The sequence below is a fragment of the Arthrobacter sp. Rue61a genome, from assembly GCF_000294695.2.
In the GTDB taxonomy this organism is placed as follows: domain Bacteria; phylum Actinomycetota; class Actinomycetes; order Actinomycetales; family Micrococcaceae; genus Arthrobacter; species Arthrobacter aurescens_A.
Genome location: NC_018531.1, coordinates 4,655,049 through 4,670,322, shown reverse-complemented (window position 1 = coordinate 4,670,322; position 15,274 = coordinate 4,655,049). Strand labels below are relative to the sequence as shown.

The following is a 15,274-nucleotide window of genomic DNA, read 5'->3' as shown; positions in this document are numbered from 1 at the left end:
GACGGTTGGCGGGGTCGGTCAGAACAGCAGACTCATGGGCAGGATCAGCAGGATCGCCACCACGGAGGCTACGGACACTCCCACCGTGACCGATTTGAGTGCACCCCTCACACTCTGACCCAAAAGTGACTGCAGGAGCCAGAACGTGTTGCTGGTGACGTGAACCATGAAGAGCGATCCCGCGCCGGCAGCGAGTGCCAGCAGTACCGGATCAAGGCCAATGGCCGGAGCGATGGGTGCCAGCAGCCCTGCAGCCGTGATGGCGGACAATGTCACGGACCCGACGGCGATGTGCAGCACTGCTGCGATGGCCCAGACCACCAGCAGCGGAGCCACCGTGCTGGCGGAGAAGAATCCGCCCAGAATGTCACCCAAGCCAGCTGCCGCAACTGTCGCGGCGAGCGAGCCGCCGACACCGGTGAGGATGAGGATCTGACCGCTTTCCTTGAAGCCAACAGCGATGGCTTCCTCAACCTTCTTCTGACCGATGGCAGCACGGGTCACCAAGCAGGTCCCGATGAGACCGATAAGGAGGGCAATCACGGGCTCGCCGAGGAGCTGCAGCCAGGGCATTGAGATCTCAAGGATTTCAAGGATTGCCCCGGCGCCGATGAGGAGCAGGGACGTCAGCAACGGTGCGAAGAGCAGGATCAGCGGGGCTTCTTTGCGTTCGCGTTCGACGACGGCGACGCTTCCGCCGGCGGGTTGGGCGCTGGATGCAGCCGTGCCACGCTCACTGTTTGCCGTGGGCGGGACAGTTGCTGCGCCACCATCTGTGGGTTCCTCGCCTTCGCTGTCTTCCTCGGCAACGAACGTGTGGTCCTCGTCCTTTGCCTCGTTCCAGAATCCGCGGCGGAACAGGAAGGTCATGATGGCAATCGAGATGATGATCGTGGGGATCACAAGGAGCAAACCGAAGAGGAGCATTTTGCCAAGCGGGACGTTCAGCAAGCCGGCCAAGGCTAGTGAGGCGACGCCGGGAACGGTGAACACGATGCCGCACTCCAGCGCGATGGCCATGGCGGTAGCCATTCGGGCCGTGCCGAGCTTACCGATTTTCGGTGCCAGCTTGCGGGCAAGTGGTGCTGAGATGACCAGCAAGACGTCCAGGAAGATCGACTGCAGGACCGTTCCGATGGCCAAGCCCATGGTGTAGGGGAGTCGCTTGGGCCCGAAGGTCTTGAGAAGGTGCTCCACGAGGCGCCGGATCGCGCCGCTCTGGTTGAGGATGGAGCCCATCAGGACGCCGAAGGCGATGAGCAGGCCGACGTCCACCATGATCTCGCCGAAGCCGCCGGTGATGGTTTTGACGGTTTTCTCGACGCCGAGGCCCACCGCCAGACCGAGATAAACGGAAGCGAGGATCAGGGAAATCACCGGGTTGACCCGGAAGCGGACGATCAACAGGACAGCCGCTAGAACTGCGACAGCTGTGTTGATCAGAACAGCAATGTCTGACATGGGAATCCGATCGTTGGGCCTTCCGCACTGAAGGCTGGAATCTGATGCGCACCGTGAGGCAGGCCACACCACTAATCCCATATTATGAGTTTGAACTCATATTGCAAGCTTATTCCGAAACTAAGTGGATTCTTTGTGCGGTTGCGCTGCGCTGGGAAGGGGCTGACGTCTGAAACGAACCTGCGGCCTTAGCATGGTCCACAGGTACACCGACCGGGGGAGTGTGTGATGGGACCGTTGGAATCGATCCAAGCCAGCACGAAGCAGGGCGAAACAGTGGTTACTGGTTCAGGTTCACGTCCTCCACGAAAACGATCCTCACGGCTGCGGAAGCTGGACCTGGCGATCCTGCTGGTGCTGGTAGTCCTCCTGGCGCTTTCCGCTACGCCGTGGCCTTCCGCGATGTTGATTCGAAGCGTCTTTGAACGCGGGGCACAGGCGACCATCGACGAGATGACGCCGTACATTCCGGACACGCCGTTGCAAACGGAGATGGGTGTCGCCTACAAGCCCGGTTCAACTTTCGATGTCTTTAGTCCTGCAGGGACTGCCGCGCCGCTACCTACTGTGGTGTGGATTCACGGGGGCGCCTGGATTTCCGGGGCCCAACGCGACGTGAATCCGTATCTTCAGATACTCGCGGCTGAGGGCTACACCACTATTGGCATGAGTTATCCGATCGCTCCTGAGGCCACTTATCCCACGGCGGTGCGGGACATCAACGACGCACTTGCCTACATCAAAGCCAACGCCACTGAGTTGAACGTGGACACCAGCCGCATCGTCTTGGCCGGGGACTCTGCCGGCGCGCAGCTCGCGAGCCAGATGACCACACTCACCGTGAACCCTGAGTATGCGAATCTGATGGGAATCCAGCCCGCCCTTCAGAAGTCGGATCTCGCGGCCACCATCCTTCACTGCGGTGTCTACGACCTCCGCGCCATGGCGGACCTCAGCGGAATCGTAGCCTGGGGTTTCAAGACGTCACTCTGGGCCTATACGGGCACCAAGGACTGGTCCGCTACCTACGCCGGTGCCACCATGTCCACCATTGACTTCGTGACCGAGGACTTCCCGCCAACGTTCATCAGCGGTGGTAATGGTGACGGCCTCACGTGGTTGCAATCCGTGCCCTACAGCAACCGCTTGAAGGATGCCGGGGTTCCCGTTACCGAGCTCTTCTGGCCTGCCACCCATGAGCCTGAGTTGCCGCACGAGTACCAGTTCCACCTGAACTTTGACGAGGCCCGCGAGGCGCGGGACAGGACGTTCGATTTCCTGTCCACGCACGCTCTGCGGCAGTAGTCAGGGGCCGCCAAGCAGGTGAGCGGCTTGCTCCTCTATTGCTCCTATCCCTTGGAGTCCTTGCGTGATCGGGCGGGACTGAAGGTTCTGTCCATCTCCGGCACTGAAGACGGGCTAAGTACGCCAGCGAAGATCGACGCCTCCCGGGAGTATTGCCCCTCGATGCTGCTTTCGTCGAGGTTCAGGGCGGGAATCATGCGTTCTTTGGAAGCTACGGCCCGCGGCCGGGTGACGGCGAAGCGACGGTGGACCGCGAGGTGGCGAAAGAGCAGATTTCTGCCGCCACGGTGGCGTTCTTGAGGCAGCTCGGGACTCCCTGACTGCCCCCGGGAATACTTCGGAGCATGCCCCTGTTCATAGATTTAGATGCAAATGCATGTAAGCTGGATGAACGAGCAACAGGAGAATGCCATGGAAACCCGCCGCATCACCGTCCTTTCCGCCGGACTCGGCGTACCGTCGTCGAGCCGCTTGCTGGCCGACCAGCTGGCTGCCTCGGCCGAGCGGCAGCTGCGCGCGGCAGGGTACCAAGCGACGATTGACATCGTCGAACTGCGGGACCTCGCCGTGGACATCGCCAATAACTTCGTCACGGGCTATGCCGCACCGCGCCTCGCGGACGTGATTGCCGGCGTCGAGAATTCCGACGCCATCATCGCCGTCAGTCCCGTCTTCAGCGCCTCCTACAGCGGACTGTTCAAGTCATTTATCGATGTCCTGGACCCGAAGTCGCTGGAGGGCAAAGCCGTTCTGCTGGGTGCCACAGGCGGAACTGACCGCCATCAGATGGTCCTCGACTACGCCTTGCGTCCCCTGTTCAGCTACTTGCGCACCAGGATCGCGGCTACCGGCGTCTTTGCAGGGCCCCAAGACTGGGGAAACACCGACGACGGCGGGTCGCCCCTCTCGGCGCGCGTGGACCGGGCCGCGGGTGAACTCGTGCAGCTGCTCAGCGGCCCCCAGCCGCACCGCAAGAATGACGCACTTGAGTCGCTGCCGTTCGAGCAGTTGCTCGCCGGGATCTCAGCAGGCAGGTAGGGGGCGTGCGGGGGAGTGGTGGAAGAATGCGCCCTGCCACTCTTGGGTCACTTGTGCTCGGCGATTCGGCGTCACCGACCACGGAGGATAAACGCGGAACCCGCGCTTCCCGCCGCTGCCATTAACGGAACAAATTCCATGAGTGACCAAGGCGGACCGGGGAAAGAGGAAATGACCGGAGTTCTCCGATTCCCGGACTGAGACCACCAGAATGTCTGTGTCGTGCGCGGAAGGGCCGTCCGCCGGGAAAGGTTCCGTTCCTCCGGCCGCTGCGCGACGCCACACCGCAACGAACAAGCCCACCTTGGTGGGGGTGACCTTTCCAACCCGGAAGCGGATCAGCCCTGGGCCGCTGGTGGCGGTTGCGGCTCCGTATTCAGCGTTGTCTGCCTCGGGAGATGGCGGGGAACACTCCCTCCCAAGCATTTGTACAAGCCGCTGCGCTTCGACGACGTCCGGATGAATCATCCGTTCAGTATGCATGCGGGGCTTCCCACCTCCTGAATCCCGGACCTTGGACAGGCCGAACTTATTGCCCGGTCCGATCGTTGGGGCAAACATGAAGTGTCCTGTGGATTCCATTGACCTGGTGATGAGCGAACGAAGCGGCGTGGAGATCGACTACTGCCCGCAGTGCAGGGGTGTGTGGCTGGACCGTGGGGAGCTGGACAAGATCATTGATCGCGTCGCGGCTGAAACCATCCCCGCGCCTGCCCGGCCCGCCGCCGCGCCGTCACAGCCGCCCATCGCGCCGCCACCTATCTACAACCCCTTCGAGTCCCGGCCACAGCAGCCGCGGTACGACGATAGGGACCGGCGCGACTATGACCGAAGGGACTACGATCGCCGCGACGGGGGCAATCGTGACCAGTACGGCCGCAAGCGCAAGAAGAAGGAAGGCTTCCTGGGGGATCTGTTCGACTTTTAGTTTCCGTGGACGGGCCGGAAGTGGTTTCCGCTACGGCGGGCAGGGAATGCGCTCAGGACGTTTCTTTCTCGAAGAACAGCGCCATAACGTCGGCAGGCCAGTCCGTCGCGCGTCTCGTTTCCTTGTCGACGAAGGCGACGGTCATGAGGCAGCGCGACACCGGATTTCCGCGGGCGTCGGTCATGGAGCACTCGATGAATGCACTGGAACCGCGGAACTCACGCACGAACGACGTGATGACAATCTCCTGATCGCCCCGGGCAGGCTGCAGAAAATCGATCTCCATTCTCCGGACCCAGACCATGAATGGCAGCTTGCCCAGGGTCTCCAGATCCCAGCCAACATAGTCCCGTAGGCCCTCCATCCGGTGATCTGCGTAGTACGACGCGTAGACGCCCGTGTTCACGTGGTTATACGGATCGAGCTCTGAGAACTTGACCCGGTGTGTGCTCTTGTAAACAATCGGTGCCCCCGGCATTCAGCTCTCCCTCGACGGCTTCCTCTACGTCAGTCGTCCAAAAGTTCAATGAACTCGCGGGCCTGCTTAATGTTGATGTCTGAGTGGCGCGTCAGCGCAAGTGCCGCGCCCTCAACGTCACCGCTTTTTGCCAGCGTTCGGATACGTCCGTAGATCTCGTCGTTGAGCATGTTGCTGCTCACTTCGCGGGTGACGTCGCCTTTGCTGACGATTGCCCGGTACCTGTAGGGGAAACGTTCGGGTTCGTCGTCATCGTCGGCAAGCAAATCTTTGGCCGGAGCTTCCGGTGTGAATGGCTGCGGGTGCGCCGCCAGCGCGCCTACGGCGTTACGCGAAGCCCGCAGGCCCTCGCCGGTGGCCTGCAAGTAAAGCTTGATGGCCGCCATGCCCTGCCCCTGGGCAATGAGCGAGTAAAGCTGCCGGTGCTGTTCTTGGTTGAGCTTTGCCGCAGACTCCCTGGCCAGTTCCACCGGGTCCTTGGGGGCATTCGCTGCTGCGATGTCGGCTTTGCTTTCCGCCGAGCGCTTGGTGAACGAGCGAATAAGCAGGAGCACGCCCGCAATGACCGCAATGAGGATCAGGAGCGGGATGAGGATGGAGTCCATGGCGTTGTCAGAGCCGATCTACGTAGTTCTTGGCGGTAAGCAAATCTGAGTGGGTGGCCTGGCGCAGGACCTTAATGGCCTCGATCTTTTTCCCACTGCGAACCAGGTTCTGCAGCTCGAAGGCGAGTTGAGGGTTCAGTTGACCATTGGGAAGTATGGCGGGCTGGTGTCCCGTTTGGCCGGCAGCGTGAGACCGTGCCGCTTGTGCCTGGATGGCCGTCCTGGTGTTCTCCGCCTGTTCCCTATGGCTGGCCTCGTTCTGGCTCGGCTTGGTGGTGGCTTCGATCCGCGCGCGGAGAGCCAGCGCCTCCTGCACCTGGGAAGCTTGGTGCGCAGCGGAACGTGCCGCCAGCTCGCGCTGATACTTCTCAGCGTCCGAGACGCCTGTGTCGCGCGGTTTGAAGGCCGCCGTGAGCGCCCACAGCAAGCCCACTAAGACAAGGAGCGGAAGGACAATCGTCAGTACGTCACCAAAGTTCATCCCCATGATTAGAGCTTATGCCAGAAGTTGGTTATCCACAGCACATTCCACTTCCGGCATAGGCTTCTGAGAGGCCTGTGTCAAATTAAGGCGCTCGATGTAAGGTGCATCACATCTGCGGCATGTTTAACATGATTTCGCCCACTGGAATGACCCCATCAGCTGTGGCCGCTGTGGATTAATTCCCTCCAAAACTTTCTCCAGTCCACAGCGTGTGAAGAACGTTTGCGCAGGTCAGAGCCTATTTTCCTCGAAAAGAATTTCTCTATCCACAGGGTAACGCACAGTCTGTGCACAACGTGGGACTGGTATTCCACAGCTTTTCCACAGGGGGTGTCAGCCGCCTGCTGTAACGTGTCTGAAGTGTCCATTTTGGGCACGAATAGCCCGCGATGAGTTTCTTGGACTCCAAAAAAGTCAGTGCTTATAGCGGGTCCACGGATTCGACTGTGGATAACTTGTGGATACGGCTTATTCTGTCGGACCTGCCTGCCATCGTCAGATGCACCAGACGGACCCGTAGCCCACGCACTGCGCTTTACGGGCCGCCAGGGAACACATCTCTGCAGCGGTACACAAATGGAGGACGGCTTTGTCAGTTACGCACTTGGACTCAATCGAGGGCTCACGCGCTTCGGACTCGAGCCGGAAACCTCCCCAGGACATCCCTGCTGAACAGTCAGTACTCGGCGGCATGATGCTCTCCAAGGACGCGATCGCCGATGTGGTTGAGATCGTTCGCGGGCACGACTTCTACCGGCCCGCACACGAGACCATCTATGAGTCCATCATCGATCTCTACGGCCGTGGCGAACCCGCCGACGCCGTTACCGTTTCGGATGAACTGACCAAGCGTGGCGAGATCAACCGGATCGGAGGCCCTGCCTACCTCCACGAGCTCATCCAAACAGTCCCTACTGCTGCCAACGCCGGTTACTACGCCGAGATTGTTGCGGAACGCGCAGTGCTGCGCCGCCTTGTCAACGCCGGAACCAAAATTGTCCAGATGGGCTACGGCCAAGACGGCGAAGTGGAAGACCTCGTCAACCAGGCCCAGGCCGAGGTGTACGCGGTGGCTGAAAAGCGTACGGCGGAAGACTACGTGGCGTTGAAGGACGTCATGGAATCCACCGTGGATGAGATCGAGGCCTCCGGCCACCGCGGCGAGGGCATGACCGGCGTTCCCACCGGTTTCTACGAGCTGGACGAGCTGACGCACGGCCTGCACCCGGGCCAGATGATTGTCATCGCGGCACGCCCGGCCGTCGGTAAGTCCACCTTCGCATTGGACTTCGCGCGTTCGGCCGCCATCAAGAACAACCTGGCCACCGTCATGTTCTCTTTGGAAATGGGCCGGAACGAGATCGCCATGCGCCTTCTTTCCGCAGAAGCCACGATCGGTCTGCAGGACCTCCGTAAGGGCACCATCAAGGACGAGCAATGGTCCAAGATCGCCACCACCATGGGCCGCATGAACGACGCTCCGCTGTTCATCGATGACAGCCCCAACATGTCCCTCATGGAGATCCGGGCCAAGTGCCGCCGCCTGAAGCAGCAGCACGACCTCAAACTCGTCATCCTCGACTACCTCCAGCTCATGAGCTCCGGCAAAAAGGTGGAATCCCGCCAGCAGGAAGTCTCCGAGTTTTCGCGTGCCCTCAAGCTACTGGCCAAGGAGTTGCAGGTTCCCGTCATCGCCCTGTCACAGCTGAACCGTGGTTCCGAGCAGCGCCAGGACAAGCGCCCGATGGTTTCTGACCTCCGTGAATCCGGCTCCATCGAGCAGGACGCCGACATGGTGATCCTGTTGCACCGCGAAGACGTGTACGACAAAGAATCACCCCGCGCCGGCGAGGCCGACATCCTTATCGCCAAGCACCGTAACGGTCCAACCAAGGACATCGTTGTGGCGTTCCAGGGCCACTACTCGCGCTTTGCCAACATGGCGGGCGAAACGAGTGCTGGTGGCGGCGGCTTCTAGCAGGCTGCGTGGCCTGCCCTCATGGGAGGAGTCAGGCCAGTAGTGTTGTTTAGTCCGTGTCTGCGGGCGTATCAATGAAACTAATTTGGGGGAACACACATGAAGTATTCGCTGATCGGACTTGGGGCATCGACACTGATGGTCGTGGCGTTGACCGCATGTGGTGGGGGTACCGCGGCAGCACCAGCGTCGGCCCCGGCAAGCGAAACTGCCACAGCTGCGCCCACGCCTGCTAAGCAGTACACCGATGAAGAGCTCGTGGCGTTGGTCAAGCAGATCAAGGCTTCCGACGGCAGCAGCCCTGCTGTCCTTTCCGGTGAGGAGCTTCTGGATCAGTTCGACCCGATCACGGACACCTTTGGCAAAGTGGCGGTCGAACCGGCCGGGTGCAAGGACCTCGGCAACCTGGGAGTGCCCCAGCCTGTAGCAGGATCGACCACTGCCGGCACGGCACGGACCAAAACCAACGATTTCTTCAGCAACGTGTCGCTTACCTCAGGCGTGGACGTCGCGCTCCTGCAGGAGAACGTGGACACACGCAAATCTCAGGCAGAGGCATGCAAGAAAGTGACATTCACCGCGGAAGGTCAGTCAGTCACCACTTCCACCGAGAAGGTAGATGGCGTGGGAAGCGTGCCAGGCACGGCTGCTTTCAAGACCCTCATGGTCACTCCTGATGGAAAAACAGGAGCAATCTACACCGCGCACGTGATCAAAGACGGTGTCCTGATCTCTGCAACCTCATCCGGTACAGAAGGTGCAGTCGGTGGGCCGGAAGCAGCCGGCGCACTCCTGGACCAGGCAGCCGCGCTCATCAAGTAGTACACCCAAGACGGCTCTACCGGCGTAAATTCATCCGCCGGTAGAGCCCTTTTTGGTGCCCGACGAAGTGGCTAAAGCCGGCGCCTGCCTCTGTAGCAGCACGCCGAAACAACAAGGCTTCGTCCTCGGCGTCGAGAAACTGCGGCATGATCACAGAATCTCCGGCCGCCAGATGCGTGGCAGCCATGCCGAGCGCAATCGGGCGAACCAAGTTTCCTGTGGCCTGGAAATCTTCCTCCCAACCGAGGCTAGGGTTCGGTTAGCCGAACAACATATAGAAGATCACTGCCAGGCCTGGAAAGAGCGCCTGTCCAACGGCGCTGATGAGCAGGCGTTTCTCCGTGACCCACAGCCAGAAACCTAGAAAGATATGGCTGGCGCAGCAGAAGATCACAATCGCCGAGCCGCCGGCCGTTTGCCCACCGACGTTCACCATCCACAGTCCGGTGGCGATCCCCAGTCCGAAGGCCATGTTGTAGGCGCCAACGTTCATTGCCCACATGCGTACGGCCCGAACATCATCAGGTTCGATCAGGAAAATCCGGTGGAGTCGCTGATCGCCGTGCCGGAATATCTCCAACAAGCCCACGCTGATCAGGGCCAGGGCAGTGCCCCCGGCGAAAATCTGGCTTAGTAGATTCATGAGCGCGCCCTCCAGATCGGAGCCAGTAAACCCCAATGCCTGTTTGTGGAGAATACGCCGACGAGGCAGCGCCGTTCAAGAGGCTCTAGCAGCCCTCGAAGTCGCTGAGCACCTTCACCTTGGCGGCCGACCCCGAGGAGGGATCGAAGGCGTAGCCGATCCACTCCTTGGCCAAGCGACGGGCCAGTTCCACGCCCACAACGCGTTGGCCCATGGTGAGGACCTGGCAGTCGTTGGACAGGATGGACCTCTCCACGGAGAACGAATCATGGGCTGCCGTGGCCCTGATGCCCGGAACCTTGTTGGCCGCGATTGCCACGCCGATTCCCGTGCCGCAGAAAAGGATGGCCCGGTCAGCCTTGCCGTCCCGGATCATTTCACCGGCGGCGATGCCCACATAGGGGTAGGGCCTGGTGAAGTCCTCATCCGCGCGGTTCACTCCGATGTCGATCACTTCGGTGATCCTGGAGTCGGCCTCAAGATCGGCCATGATCCGGTCTTTGTAATCAACGCCGGCTTCGTCGGCGCCCACAATGATGCGCATGAAAATTCTCCTAGTTGGTAGCGGGGCCAGGGACGGCTGTGAAATGGGGCCCGACGGCGGCGAACACCATGGCGAGCGACGTCGCCCCGGGATCCGGCGTGCCGATGCTCTTTTCGGCCAGCGGCCGGGCACGGCCCTTGAGCGGGGGAAGTTCCGCGGTGGACGCAGCAGCCGTTGTGGCTTCGGCTGCGGCAGCTGCCCAAGCGTCCTCCGCAACAGTGCCGGAGGAGATGCGGTCCTCCAGCGAGGACGCGAAGGGAAGCAGTGCATCCATCATGGTCTTGTCGCCGATTTCGGCTTTCCCGAGGCTCGCGATGCGGTCCGCGAAGGCTCGAACAGCCTGGGCGAGGACGTCCGGCGTCGGGGTTTCTGCGTCTCCCAACCGTTCGCCAAAGGCGCGCAGTCCGGCACCCCAGAGGACGCCCGACGTGCCGCCGGCCTTATCTGCCCACGCATCGCCGGCAGCGGCCAGTAGCGAACCAGCGCCGGCGCCGCGTTCAAAAGCAACAGCCGCGGCCTCGAGTGCTGCCGCGGATCCGCGGACCATGCCTCGGCCGTGGTCGCCGTCTCCGGCGATCGCATCCATGTCGCCCAGCAGCGATTCGGAGTCACGCAACAAGGCCGTCGTGGTGTCCACGGCTCGCAGGCACTGTGCGGCGTAGGCACGCGAGGCCTCTGTTGAGGAGTAGTCGGCAGCGGTGAGGGCGTCCACGTCAGCTTCATCCGCGTCAGCGGATGCCACGTCAAAACCAACCGCACCCCTGCGGTATGCCGGTGTCAGGGCGGGAGCGGTCCAGTACTGCTCCAGTTCCTCGTCCAACCACGTCAGCGTCAGCGAGGCCCCGGCCATGTCCAGGCTGGTCACCAGCTCTCCCACTTCCGGCATCACTAGCGTATAGCCGGCCTCGCGAAGCAGCGGGGCCACGGTACGCCAGAGGACAAACAGTTCCTCGTGCTTGGTGGAACCCAACCCGTTGAGGATCACGGCCAGCCGCGTTGAATCGCTCGCAGGAGGTTCCGCCAGCACCCGTCGGACCAGTTCCTGGCCGAGCTCGACGGCGGACGGCAGCTCGGTATCGAACAGTCCAGGCTCGCCGTGGATACCCAGGCCCAGGCCCATCTGTCCTTCGGGAAGGCGGAACAAGGGCTGCTCGGCGCCGGGGAAGGTGCAGCCGCTGAATGCCGTGCCGATGGTTCGCGTGAACTCATTCGCCTTGCGCCCCAAACGAACCACGGAGTGGAGGTCCAGCCCGGCTTCGGCAGCAGCACCCATGACTTTGAAAACCACGAAGTCCCCGGCAATGCCGCGGCGCTTCTCGATCTCCTCGGGGGAGGCGCTGGCGATGTCGTCTGTGACCAGCACGTTCTCCGTCGGGATGCCCTCAGCATTCAGGCGTTCGCTGGCCATGCCGAAGTTCATGACATCCCCGGCGTAGTTGCCGTAGCTGAACACGACGCCGGCTCCGGAGTTGGCGGCCTTGGCCACAGAGTAGGCCTGCTGGGCCGAGGGTGAGGTGAAGATGTTGCCCACCACGGCACCGTCGGCGAAGCCCGGTCCGATGATGCCGGCAAATGCCGGGTAGTGTCCCGAGCCGCCGCCGGTGATGACGGCGACCTTCGGAGTCGCTGTGCGGCCGCGGCGGACTGCACCGCCTTCCACGTGGCGGACGAGGTCCGAGTGGGCGTCACAGAAACCGGCGAGGGCTTCGTCAGCGAAGTCGGCGGGATCGTTGAAGATTCTGGTCATGGTGGGTCCTGGTTTTTCCTTCGAGCAGCTCGAATTAGTGGATGTGGCTGCCGCCGTTGATGTCGATGGTGGTGCCGGTGAGGTAAGCGGAGTCCTCGGAGGAGAGGAATGTGATGACGGCGGCTACTTCCTCCGTGGTCGCGTTGCGACCCAGCGGGATGCCGGCGTTGATGGCGGCTTCCTGCTCGTCGGTGCTGCCGACGCGGATGTTGGTGTCCACGGCGCCGGGAGTGATGGCGTTGACGGTCACGCCGGTCTCGCCGATTTCCCGGGCGAGTGCCTTGGTGAAGCCGAGGATGGCGGCCTTGGCTGCGGAGTAGGGAACTTTGCCGAACACGCCGCCGCCTCGCTGGGCGGAGACTGAGGACATGTTCACGATCCGGCCCCAGCCGTTGGCGATCATGTCCGGCAGGAAGGCCTTGGTAACCAGGTAGGTGCCCGTGGCGTTGACGTCCATGACCTTGTGCCAGAGCTCAAGCGTGGTCTCCAGGAACGGAACGGGGGAGGTGATGCCGGCGATGTTTGCCAGGGCCCCAACGGGCGGGAGGTTTCCGGCGGCAACTTCTGCTGCGACCGCGGCCTGGGCTGTGGTGACGGACGCTTCGTTGGCAACATCGATCTCGTAGCCGAAGGCCGGAACGTTGAATTCGTTGGCGATCTCGGCGGCAACCTTGGCGGACTTCTCGCCGTCGAGGTCCAGGATCACGATGCCCCAGCCCTGGTTGGCGTAGCGGCGGGCGGTGGTCAGGCCAATGCCGCGATCGGAGGTAGCTCCGGTGAGGACGGCGGTGCGCTGGATGGTAGTCATGGTGCTCCTTGAATTTGAGATGACGCGGTTTAGATGAGGTCTGTGATGAAGCTGGCGGCTTTTGCCGCGGCCGCGGGGCGCTCTTCGTGGGTGACGTCCCGGGTTTCGAGTTCCAGGGAGAAGTGGCCGGCGTAGCCCATGTCCCTCAGCGCTGCGAGTCCGGCAGTGAAATCGGCCTTGCCGTTGCCGATGCTGAGGTTGATGTTTCCCGGCTCGTTGTCAGTGGCTGGCACGGCGTCCCGCAGGTGGACGTGCTTTACGCGCGCGGCGAAGCGGTCCACGAAGTCCACGGGGTCGCCGCCGGAGGCGACGATGTGGCTGAAGTCCATGACGATTCCCACGTCGGAGCCGGCAAGCCGGTCGGCGAGCAGCTGCGCGCGTTCGGTGTTCCAGCACAGCCGGTAGTAGTGCAGGGATTCGGTCCACAGCTCGACGCCGAACTCTTTGGCGCGAACAGAGGCATGAATCAGTTGGGCTGCTACAACGTCGATGTCTTCTTCCAGGCTCTGCAAGGGATCGTGGTCGATAGCGCCGCACGGGAGTACCAGCGCGTCAGCGCCAGTCTTGGCCGCCAAGGTGAGCAGCATCTCGAGGTGCCGTTCGCGCGCTTCCTGCGCACCGGCGTCGAGCGTTGCGTTCAGGTTCCCGATGTCGCCGTTGACCGAACGAACGCGCAGTCCTGAGTTATTGACGACGGCGGCGACCGCCTTCACTGCCTCGGCGTCCAGTACGTACGGCACATGGTCGCAGACGCCCGGGAGCGCGCCGAGATCGATTTCCTCGAAGCCGAGGCCGCGCATGGTGTGCAGGGCGGTGGGTAGATCCTGGTGGCGGAAGCTGATGGACGAGCAGCCCAGTCGTTGATGAAACATCGTCGTTGATCCTCAAGTTGGGGCCCTCGCCAGAGAGGGACCTTAGTGATGGACACCACGTTATCGGCGCTGACTGTCAACAGTCAACCTTTGAAGTTGACTGTTGACATTGCTGGTGTCCTCGGTCACAGTTGACGTATTATGTTGACTGTCGACAGTGGGGTGGCCGAAGATGCGCCGCACTTTTGAAAGGGAAAGACACTATGAGCAATGAAGCTCTGACCATGCGTGGTCCGGTTCATGGAACCAAGGAAGCAAAGCGCGTCGCCGTCGGTTCCGGCGTTGGCGCAGTCATTGAAACCTACGACTTCATCGGTTTCGGCACCGCCGCCGCTCTGTACTTCGGTACAGCGTTCTTCCCGGGTGCTGACCCGGTGACTGGCACCCTGGCCTCCTTCGCGACCCTCGGCGTCGGCTTCGCTGCCCGTCCACTGGGTGGCATCATCGGTGGCCACCTCGGCGACAAGCTCGGCCGCAAACCCGTCCTCGTGGCATCGCTCATCCTCATGGGGCTGGCAACCTTCGCCATCGGCCTCCTCCCCACCTACTCCCAAGTGGGGCTGCTCGCTCCAGCACTCCTAGTCCTGGTCCGCATCATCCAAGGCCTGGCCTTCGGTGCTGAATGGGGCGGTGCCATCCTGATGAGCTACGAGCACGCACCATGGCGGAAGAAGGGGCAGTTCACGGGCATCGTGCAGGCCGGCTTCCCCGTTGGCCTCCTGCTCGCCAACCTCGTCTTCCTCAGCAGCGTGGGGCTCGGCAGCGAATGGGCCTGGCGTGTACCGTTCCTCGCCAGCATCGTGTTGGTGGCAGTCGGCCTCATCATCCGTTCCAAGGTTCCCGAGTCCCCTGTGTTTGAGGACGTCAAGGCCAAGGGCGACATCGTGAAGTCCCCCATCGTTGAGGTCATCAAGACTGACTGGCGCAACATCGTCCGGGGCATCGGCCTCCGCATCGCTGAAACTGCCGGCTACGCCGTGTCCGTGACCTACATGATCTCTTACCTGCACACCAACAATTTGGCCGACAAGACCGAAACCCTGGTGGCACTCTGCATCGCCGCGGGCATCGGAATCTTCGCCACCTACTACTGGGGCAAACTGACGGACCGCGTGGGTCGCCGCCCTGTTTACATCTGGTCCACGGCCTTCGCGGTGGTGTTCGGCATCCCAATGTTCATGCTGGTCAACACCGGAATGTTCCTCCTGATCATCGCCACCATCGTCATCGCCTACGCTGTCTGCCAGAATTCCCTGGCCGGCGCCCAAGGTGCATGGTTCCCTGAGCTCTTCCAAGCTAAGACCCGCTCCTCCGGCGCCTCGCTGTCCTACCAGATCTCCGCCATGGTCTCCGGCTTCACCCCCTTCATCACCACCCTGCTGTTCGTCAGCATGGGTTGGATGGGACCGGCCCTGCTGTTCAGCATCTACGCAGCCATCGGCCTGTGGGCAGCACTCATCACCCGGGAAACCTGGGGCAAGCGTGAGCGTGAGCTTGCCGTAGAAGCCGCCAGCAAAACTCCCCAGACCATAAACGCCTAAAGCACCCCTCGACGTCGGCG

19 protein-coding genes are annotated in these 15,274 nt (G+C 61.9%); 7 read left to right on the top strand and 12 right to left on the bottom strand.

From position 1 onward, the window contains the following. Window positions 1-18 precede the first annotated feature (18 nt). Entirely contained in the window at window positions 19-1,461 is a 1,443-nt protein-coding gene (locus ARUE_RS21415; RefSeq protein ID WP_043470899.1) for a GntP family permease, read from the bottom strand. A 228-nt stretch (window positions 1,462-1,689) separates the two neighbouring features. Between ARUE_RS21415 and ARUE_RS21410 the strand changes: the two genes are divergently transcribed. Further along, window positions 1,690-2,766 (top strand): alpha/beta hydrolase, encoded by a 1,077-nt coding sequence (locus tag ARUE_RS21410; protein ID WP_014923303.1) that lies wholly within the window; start codon window positions 1,690-1,692, stop codon window positions 2,764-2,766. Window positions 2,767-2,810: 44 nt separating this feature from the next. Here the strand turns inward: ARUE_RS21410 and ARUE_RS24850 are convergent, their stop codons facing one another. Next, entirely contained in the window at window positions 2,811-2,963 is a 153-nt protein-coding gene (locus ARUE_RS24850; RefSeq protein WP_014923302.1) for a hypothetical protein, read from the bottom strand. On the opposite strand from ARUE_RS24850, the gene ARUE_RS25040 reads away from it, so the two are divergent. Further along, complete coding sequence (locus tag ARUE_RS25040) at window positions 2,919-3,086, top strand: alpha/beta hydrolase (RefSeq protein ID WP_353580104.1); 168 nt, start codon at window positions 2,919-2,921, stop codon at window positions 3,084-3,086. The two genes, ARUE_RS24850 and ARUE_RS25040, sit on opposite strands and share 45 nt — an antisense overlap. Before the next feature lie 91 nt (window positions 3,087-3,177). Beyond that, window positions 3,178-3,804 carry an FMN reductase gene (locus ARUE_RS21400; protein WP_043470896.1) on the top strand — a complete coding sequence of 209 codons (627 nt, stop codon included), beginning with the start codon at window positions 3,178-3,180 and terminating at the stop codon, window positions 3,802-3,804. Here the strand turns inward: ARUE_RS21400 and ARUE_RS21395 are convergent. Next, window positions 3,790-4,230 carry a MepB family protein gene (locus ARUE_RS21395; protein WP_286140391.1) on the bottom strand — a complete coding sequence of 147 codons (441 nt, stop codon included), beginning with the start codon at window positions 4,228-4,230 and terminating at the stop codon, window positions 3,790-3,792. The two genes, ARUE_RS21400 and ARUE_RS21395, sit on opposite strands and share 15 nt — an antisense overlap. Before the next feature lie 145 nt (window positions 4,231-4,375). Between ARUE_RS21395 and ARUE_RS21390 the strand changes: the two genes are divergently transcribed. Next, a complete protein-coding gene (locus ARUE_RS21390) occupies window positions 4,376-4,732 on the top strand; it encodes a TFIIB-type zinc ribbon-containing protein (protein ID WP_286139956.1) in 357 nt (118 codons plus the stop codon). Window positions 4,733-4,784: 52 nt separating this feature from the next. Here the strand turns inward: ARUE_RS21390 and ARUE_RS23470 are convergent, their stop codons facing one another. Genes ARUE_RS23470 through ARUE_RS21375 form a run of 3 tightly spaced genes read right to left on the bottom strand, consistent with a single transcriptional unit; the run spans window position 4,785 to window position 6,296 of the window. Beyond that, window positions 4,785-5,210 carry an acyl-CoA thioesterase gene (locus tag ARUE_RS23470; protein WP_014923299.1) on the bottom strand — a complete coding sequence of 142 codons (426 nt, stop codon included), beginning with the start codon at window positions 5,208-5,210 and terminating at the stop codon, window positions 4,785-4,787. A 29-nt stretch (window positions 5,211-5,239) separates the two neighbouring features. Next, a complete protein-coding gene (locus ARUE_RS21380) occupies window positions 5,240-5,815 on the bottom strand; it encodes a hypothetical protein (RefSeq protein ID WP_014923298.1) in 576 nt (191 codons plus the stop codon). A gap of 7 nt (window positions 5,816-5,822) precedes the next feature. Then, a complete protein-coding gene (locus tag ARUE_RS21375; RefSeq protein ID WP_014923297.1) occupies window positions 5,823-6,296 on the bottom strand; it encodes a hypothetical protein in 474 nt (157 codons plus the stop codon). Window positions 6,297-6,888: 592 nt separating this feature from the next. Between ARUE_RS21375 and dnaB the strand changes: the two genes are divergently transcribed. Continuing rightward, window positions 6,889-8,277, top strand: coding sequence for a replicative DNA helicase (dnaB, locus tag ARUE_RS21370; protein WP_011776730.1), 1,389 nt, complete (start codon window positions 6,889-6,891; stop codon window positions 8,275-8,277). A 99-nt stretch (window positions 8,278-8,376) separates the two neighbouring features. Continuing rightward, window positions 8,377-9,099 carry a hypothetical protein gene (locus tag ARUE_RS21365; RefSeq protein ID WP_014923295.1) on the top strand — a complete coding sequence of 241 codons (723 nt, stop codon included), beginning with the start codon at window positions 8,377-8,379 and terminating at the stop codon, window positions 9,097-9,099. 16 nt (window positions 9,100-9,115) lie between these two features. On the opposite strand, the gene ARUE_RS24270 is transcribed toward ARUE_RS21365, so the two are convergent. From ARUE_RS24270 to ARUE_RS21340, 6 genes are all read right to left on the bottom strand, one after another. Further along, entirely contained in the window at window positions 9,116-9,310 is a 195-nt protein-coding gene (locus ARUE_RS24270) for a hypothetical protein (protein WP_162486202.1), read from the bottom strand. A gap of 48 nt (window positions 9,311-9,358) precedes the next feature. Further along, on the bottom strand, window positions 9,359-9,742 hold the full coding sequence (locus tag ARUE_RS21360) for a DUF1304 family protein (RefSeq protein ID WP_014923293.1): 384 nt from the start codon (window positions 9,740-9,742) through the stop codon (window positions 9,359-9,361). 85 nt (window positions 9,743-9,827) lie between these two features. Continuing rightward, window positions 9,828-10,286: a ribose-5-phosphate isomerase gene (locus ARUE_RS21355; protein WP_014923292.1), complete on the bottom strand. Its 459-nt coding sequence runs from the start codon at window positions 10,284-10,286 to the stop codon at window positions 9,828-9,830. Window positions 10,287-10,296: 10 nt separating this feature from the next. Further along, a complete protein-coding gene (locus tag ARUE_RS21350; RefSeq protein WP_014923291.1) occupies window positions 10,297-12,033 on the bottom strand; it encodes a dihydroxyacetone kinase family protein in 1,737 nt (578 codons plus the stop codon). 34 nt (window positions 12,034-12,067) lie between these two features. Beyond that, window positions 12,068-12,841 (bottom strand): SDR family NAD(P)-dependent oxidoreductase, encoded by a 774-nt coding sequence (locus ARUE_RS21345; protein ID WP_014923290.1) that lies wholly within the window; start codon window positions 12,839-12,841, stop codon window positions 12,068-12,070. A 29-nt stretch (window positions 12,842-12,870) separates the two neighbouring features. Continuing rightward, window positions 12,871-13,713, bottom strand: a complete 843-nt coding sequence (locus ARUE_RS21340) for a sugar phosphate isomerase/epimerase family protein (protein ID WP_014923289.1) — start codon at window positions 13,711-13,713, stop codon at window positions 12,871-12,873. A gap of 203 nt (window positions 13,714-13,916) precedes the next feature. On the opposite strand from ARUE_RS21340, the gene ARUE_RS21335 reads away from it, so the two are divergent. Continuing rightward, a complete protein-coding gene (locus tag ARUE_RS21335) occupies window positions 13,917-15,254 on the top strand; it encodes an MFS transporter (RefSeq protein ID WP_014923288.1) in 1,338 nt (445 codons plus the stop codon). The last annotated feature ends 20 nt before the right edge of the window (window positions 15,255-15,274 follow it).

What these genes read in the sequence shown, in the direction of transcription:
- ARUE_RS21410 (WP_014923303.1), top strand. Translation starts at nt 1,690, where the DNA reads ATGGGACCGTTGGAATCGATCCAAGCCAGCACGAAGCAGGGCGAAACA.
- ARUE_RS21395 (WP_286140391.1), bottom strand. Translation starts at nt 4,230, where the DNA reads ATGCTTGGGAGGGAGTGTTCCCCGCCATCTCCCGAGGCAGACAACGCT.
- ARUE_RS21365 (WP_014923295.1), top strand. Translation starts at nt 8,377, where the DNA reads ATGAAGTATTCGCTGATCGGACTTGGGGCATCGACACTGATGGTCGTG.
- ARUE_RS21375 (WP_014923297.1), bottom strand. Translation starts at nt 6,296, where the DNA reads ATGAACTTTGGTGACGTACTGACGATTGTCCTTCCGCTCCTTGTCTTA.
- ARUE_RS21355 (WP_014923292.1), bottom strand. Translation starts at nt 10,286, where the DNA reads ATGCGCATCATTGTGGGCGCCGACGAAGCCGGCGTTGATTACAAAGAC.
- ARUE_RS21340 (WP_014923289.1), bottom strand. Translation starts at nt 13,713, where the DNA reads ATGTTTCATCAACGACTGGGCTGCTCGTCCATCAGCTTCCGCCACCAG.
- ARUE_RS21345 (WP_014923290.1), bottom strand. Translation starts at nt 12,841, where the DNA reads ATGACTACCATCCAGCGCACCGCCGTCCTCACCGGAGCTACCTCCGAT.
- ARUE_RS21335 (WP_014923288.1), top strand. Translation starts at nt 13,917, where the DNA reads ATGAGCAATGAAGCTCTGACCATGCGTGGTCCGGTTCATGGAACCAAG.
- ARUE_RS21400 (WP_043470896.1), top strand. Translation starts at nt 3,178, where the DNA reads ATGGAAACCCGCCGCATCACCGTCCTTTCCGCCGGACTCGGCGTACCG.
- ARUE_RS21360 (WP_014923293.1), bottom strand. Translation starts at nt 9,742, where the DNA reads ATGAATCTACTAAGCCAGATTTTCGCCGGGGGCACTGCCCTGGCCCTG.
- ARUE_RS21415 (WP_043470899.1), bottom strand. Translation starts at nt 1,461, where the DNA reads ATGTCAGACATTGCTGTTCTGATCAACACAGCTGTCGCAGTTCTAGCG.
- ARUE_RS21380 (WP_014923298.1), bottom strand. Translation starts at nt 5,815, where the DNA reads ATGGACTCCATCCTCATCCCGCTCCTGATCCTCATTGCGGTCATTGCG.
- ARUE_RS21350 (WP_014923291.1), bottom strand. Translation starts at nt 12,033, where the DNA reads ATGACCAGAATCTTCAACGATCCCGCCGACTTCGCTGACGAAGCCCTC.
- ARUE_RS23470 (WP_014923299.1), bottom strand. Translation starts at nt 5,210, where the DNA reads ATGCCGGGGGCACCGATTGTTTACAAGAGCACACACCGGGTCAAGTTC.
- ARUE_RS24850 (WP_014923302.1), bottom strand. Translation starts at nt 2,963, where the DNA reads ATGATTCCCGCCCTGAACCTCGACGAAAGCAGCATCGAGGGGCAATAC.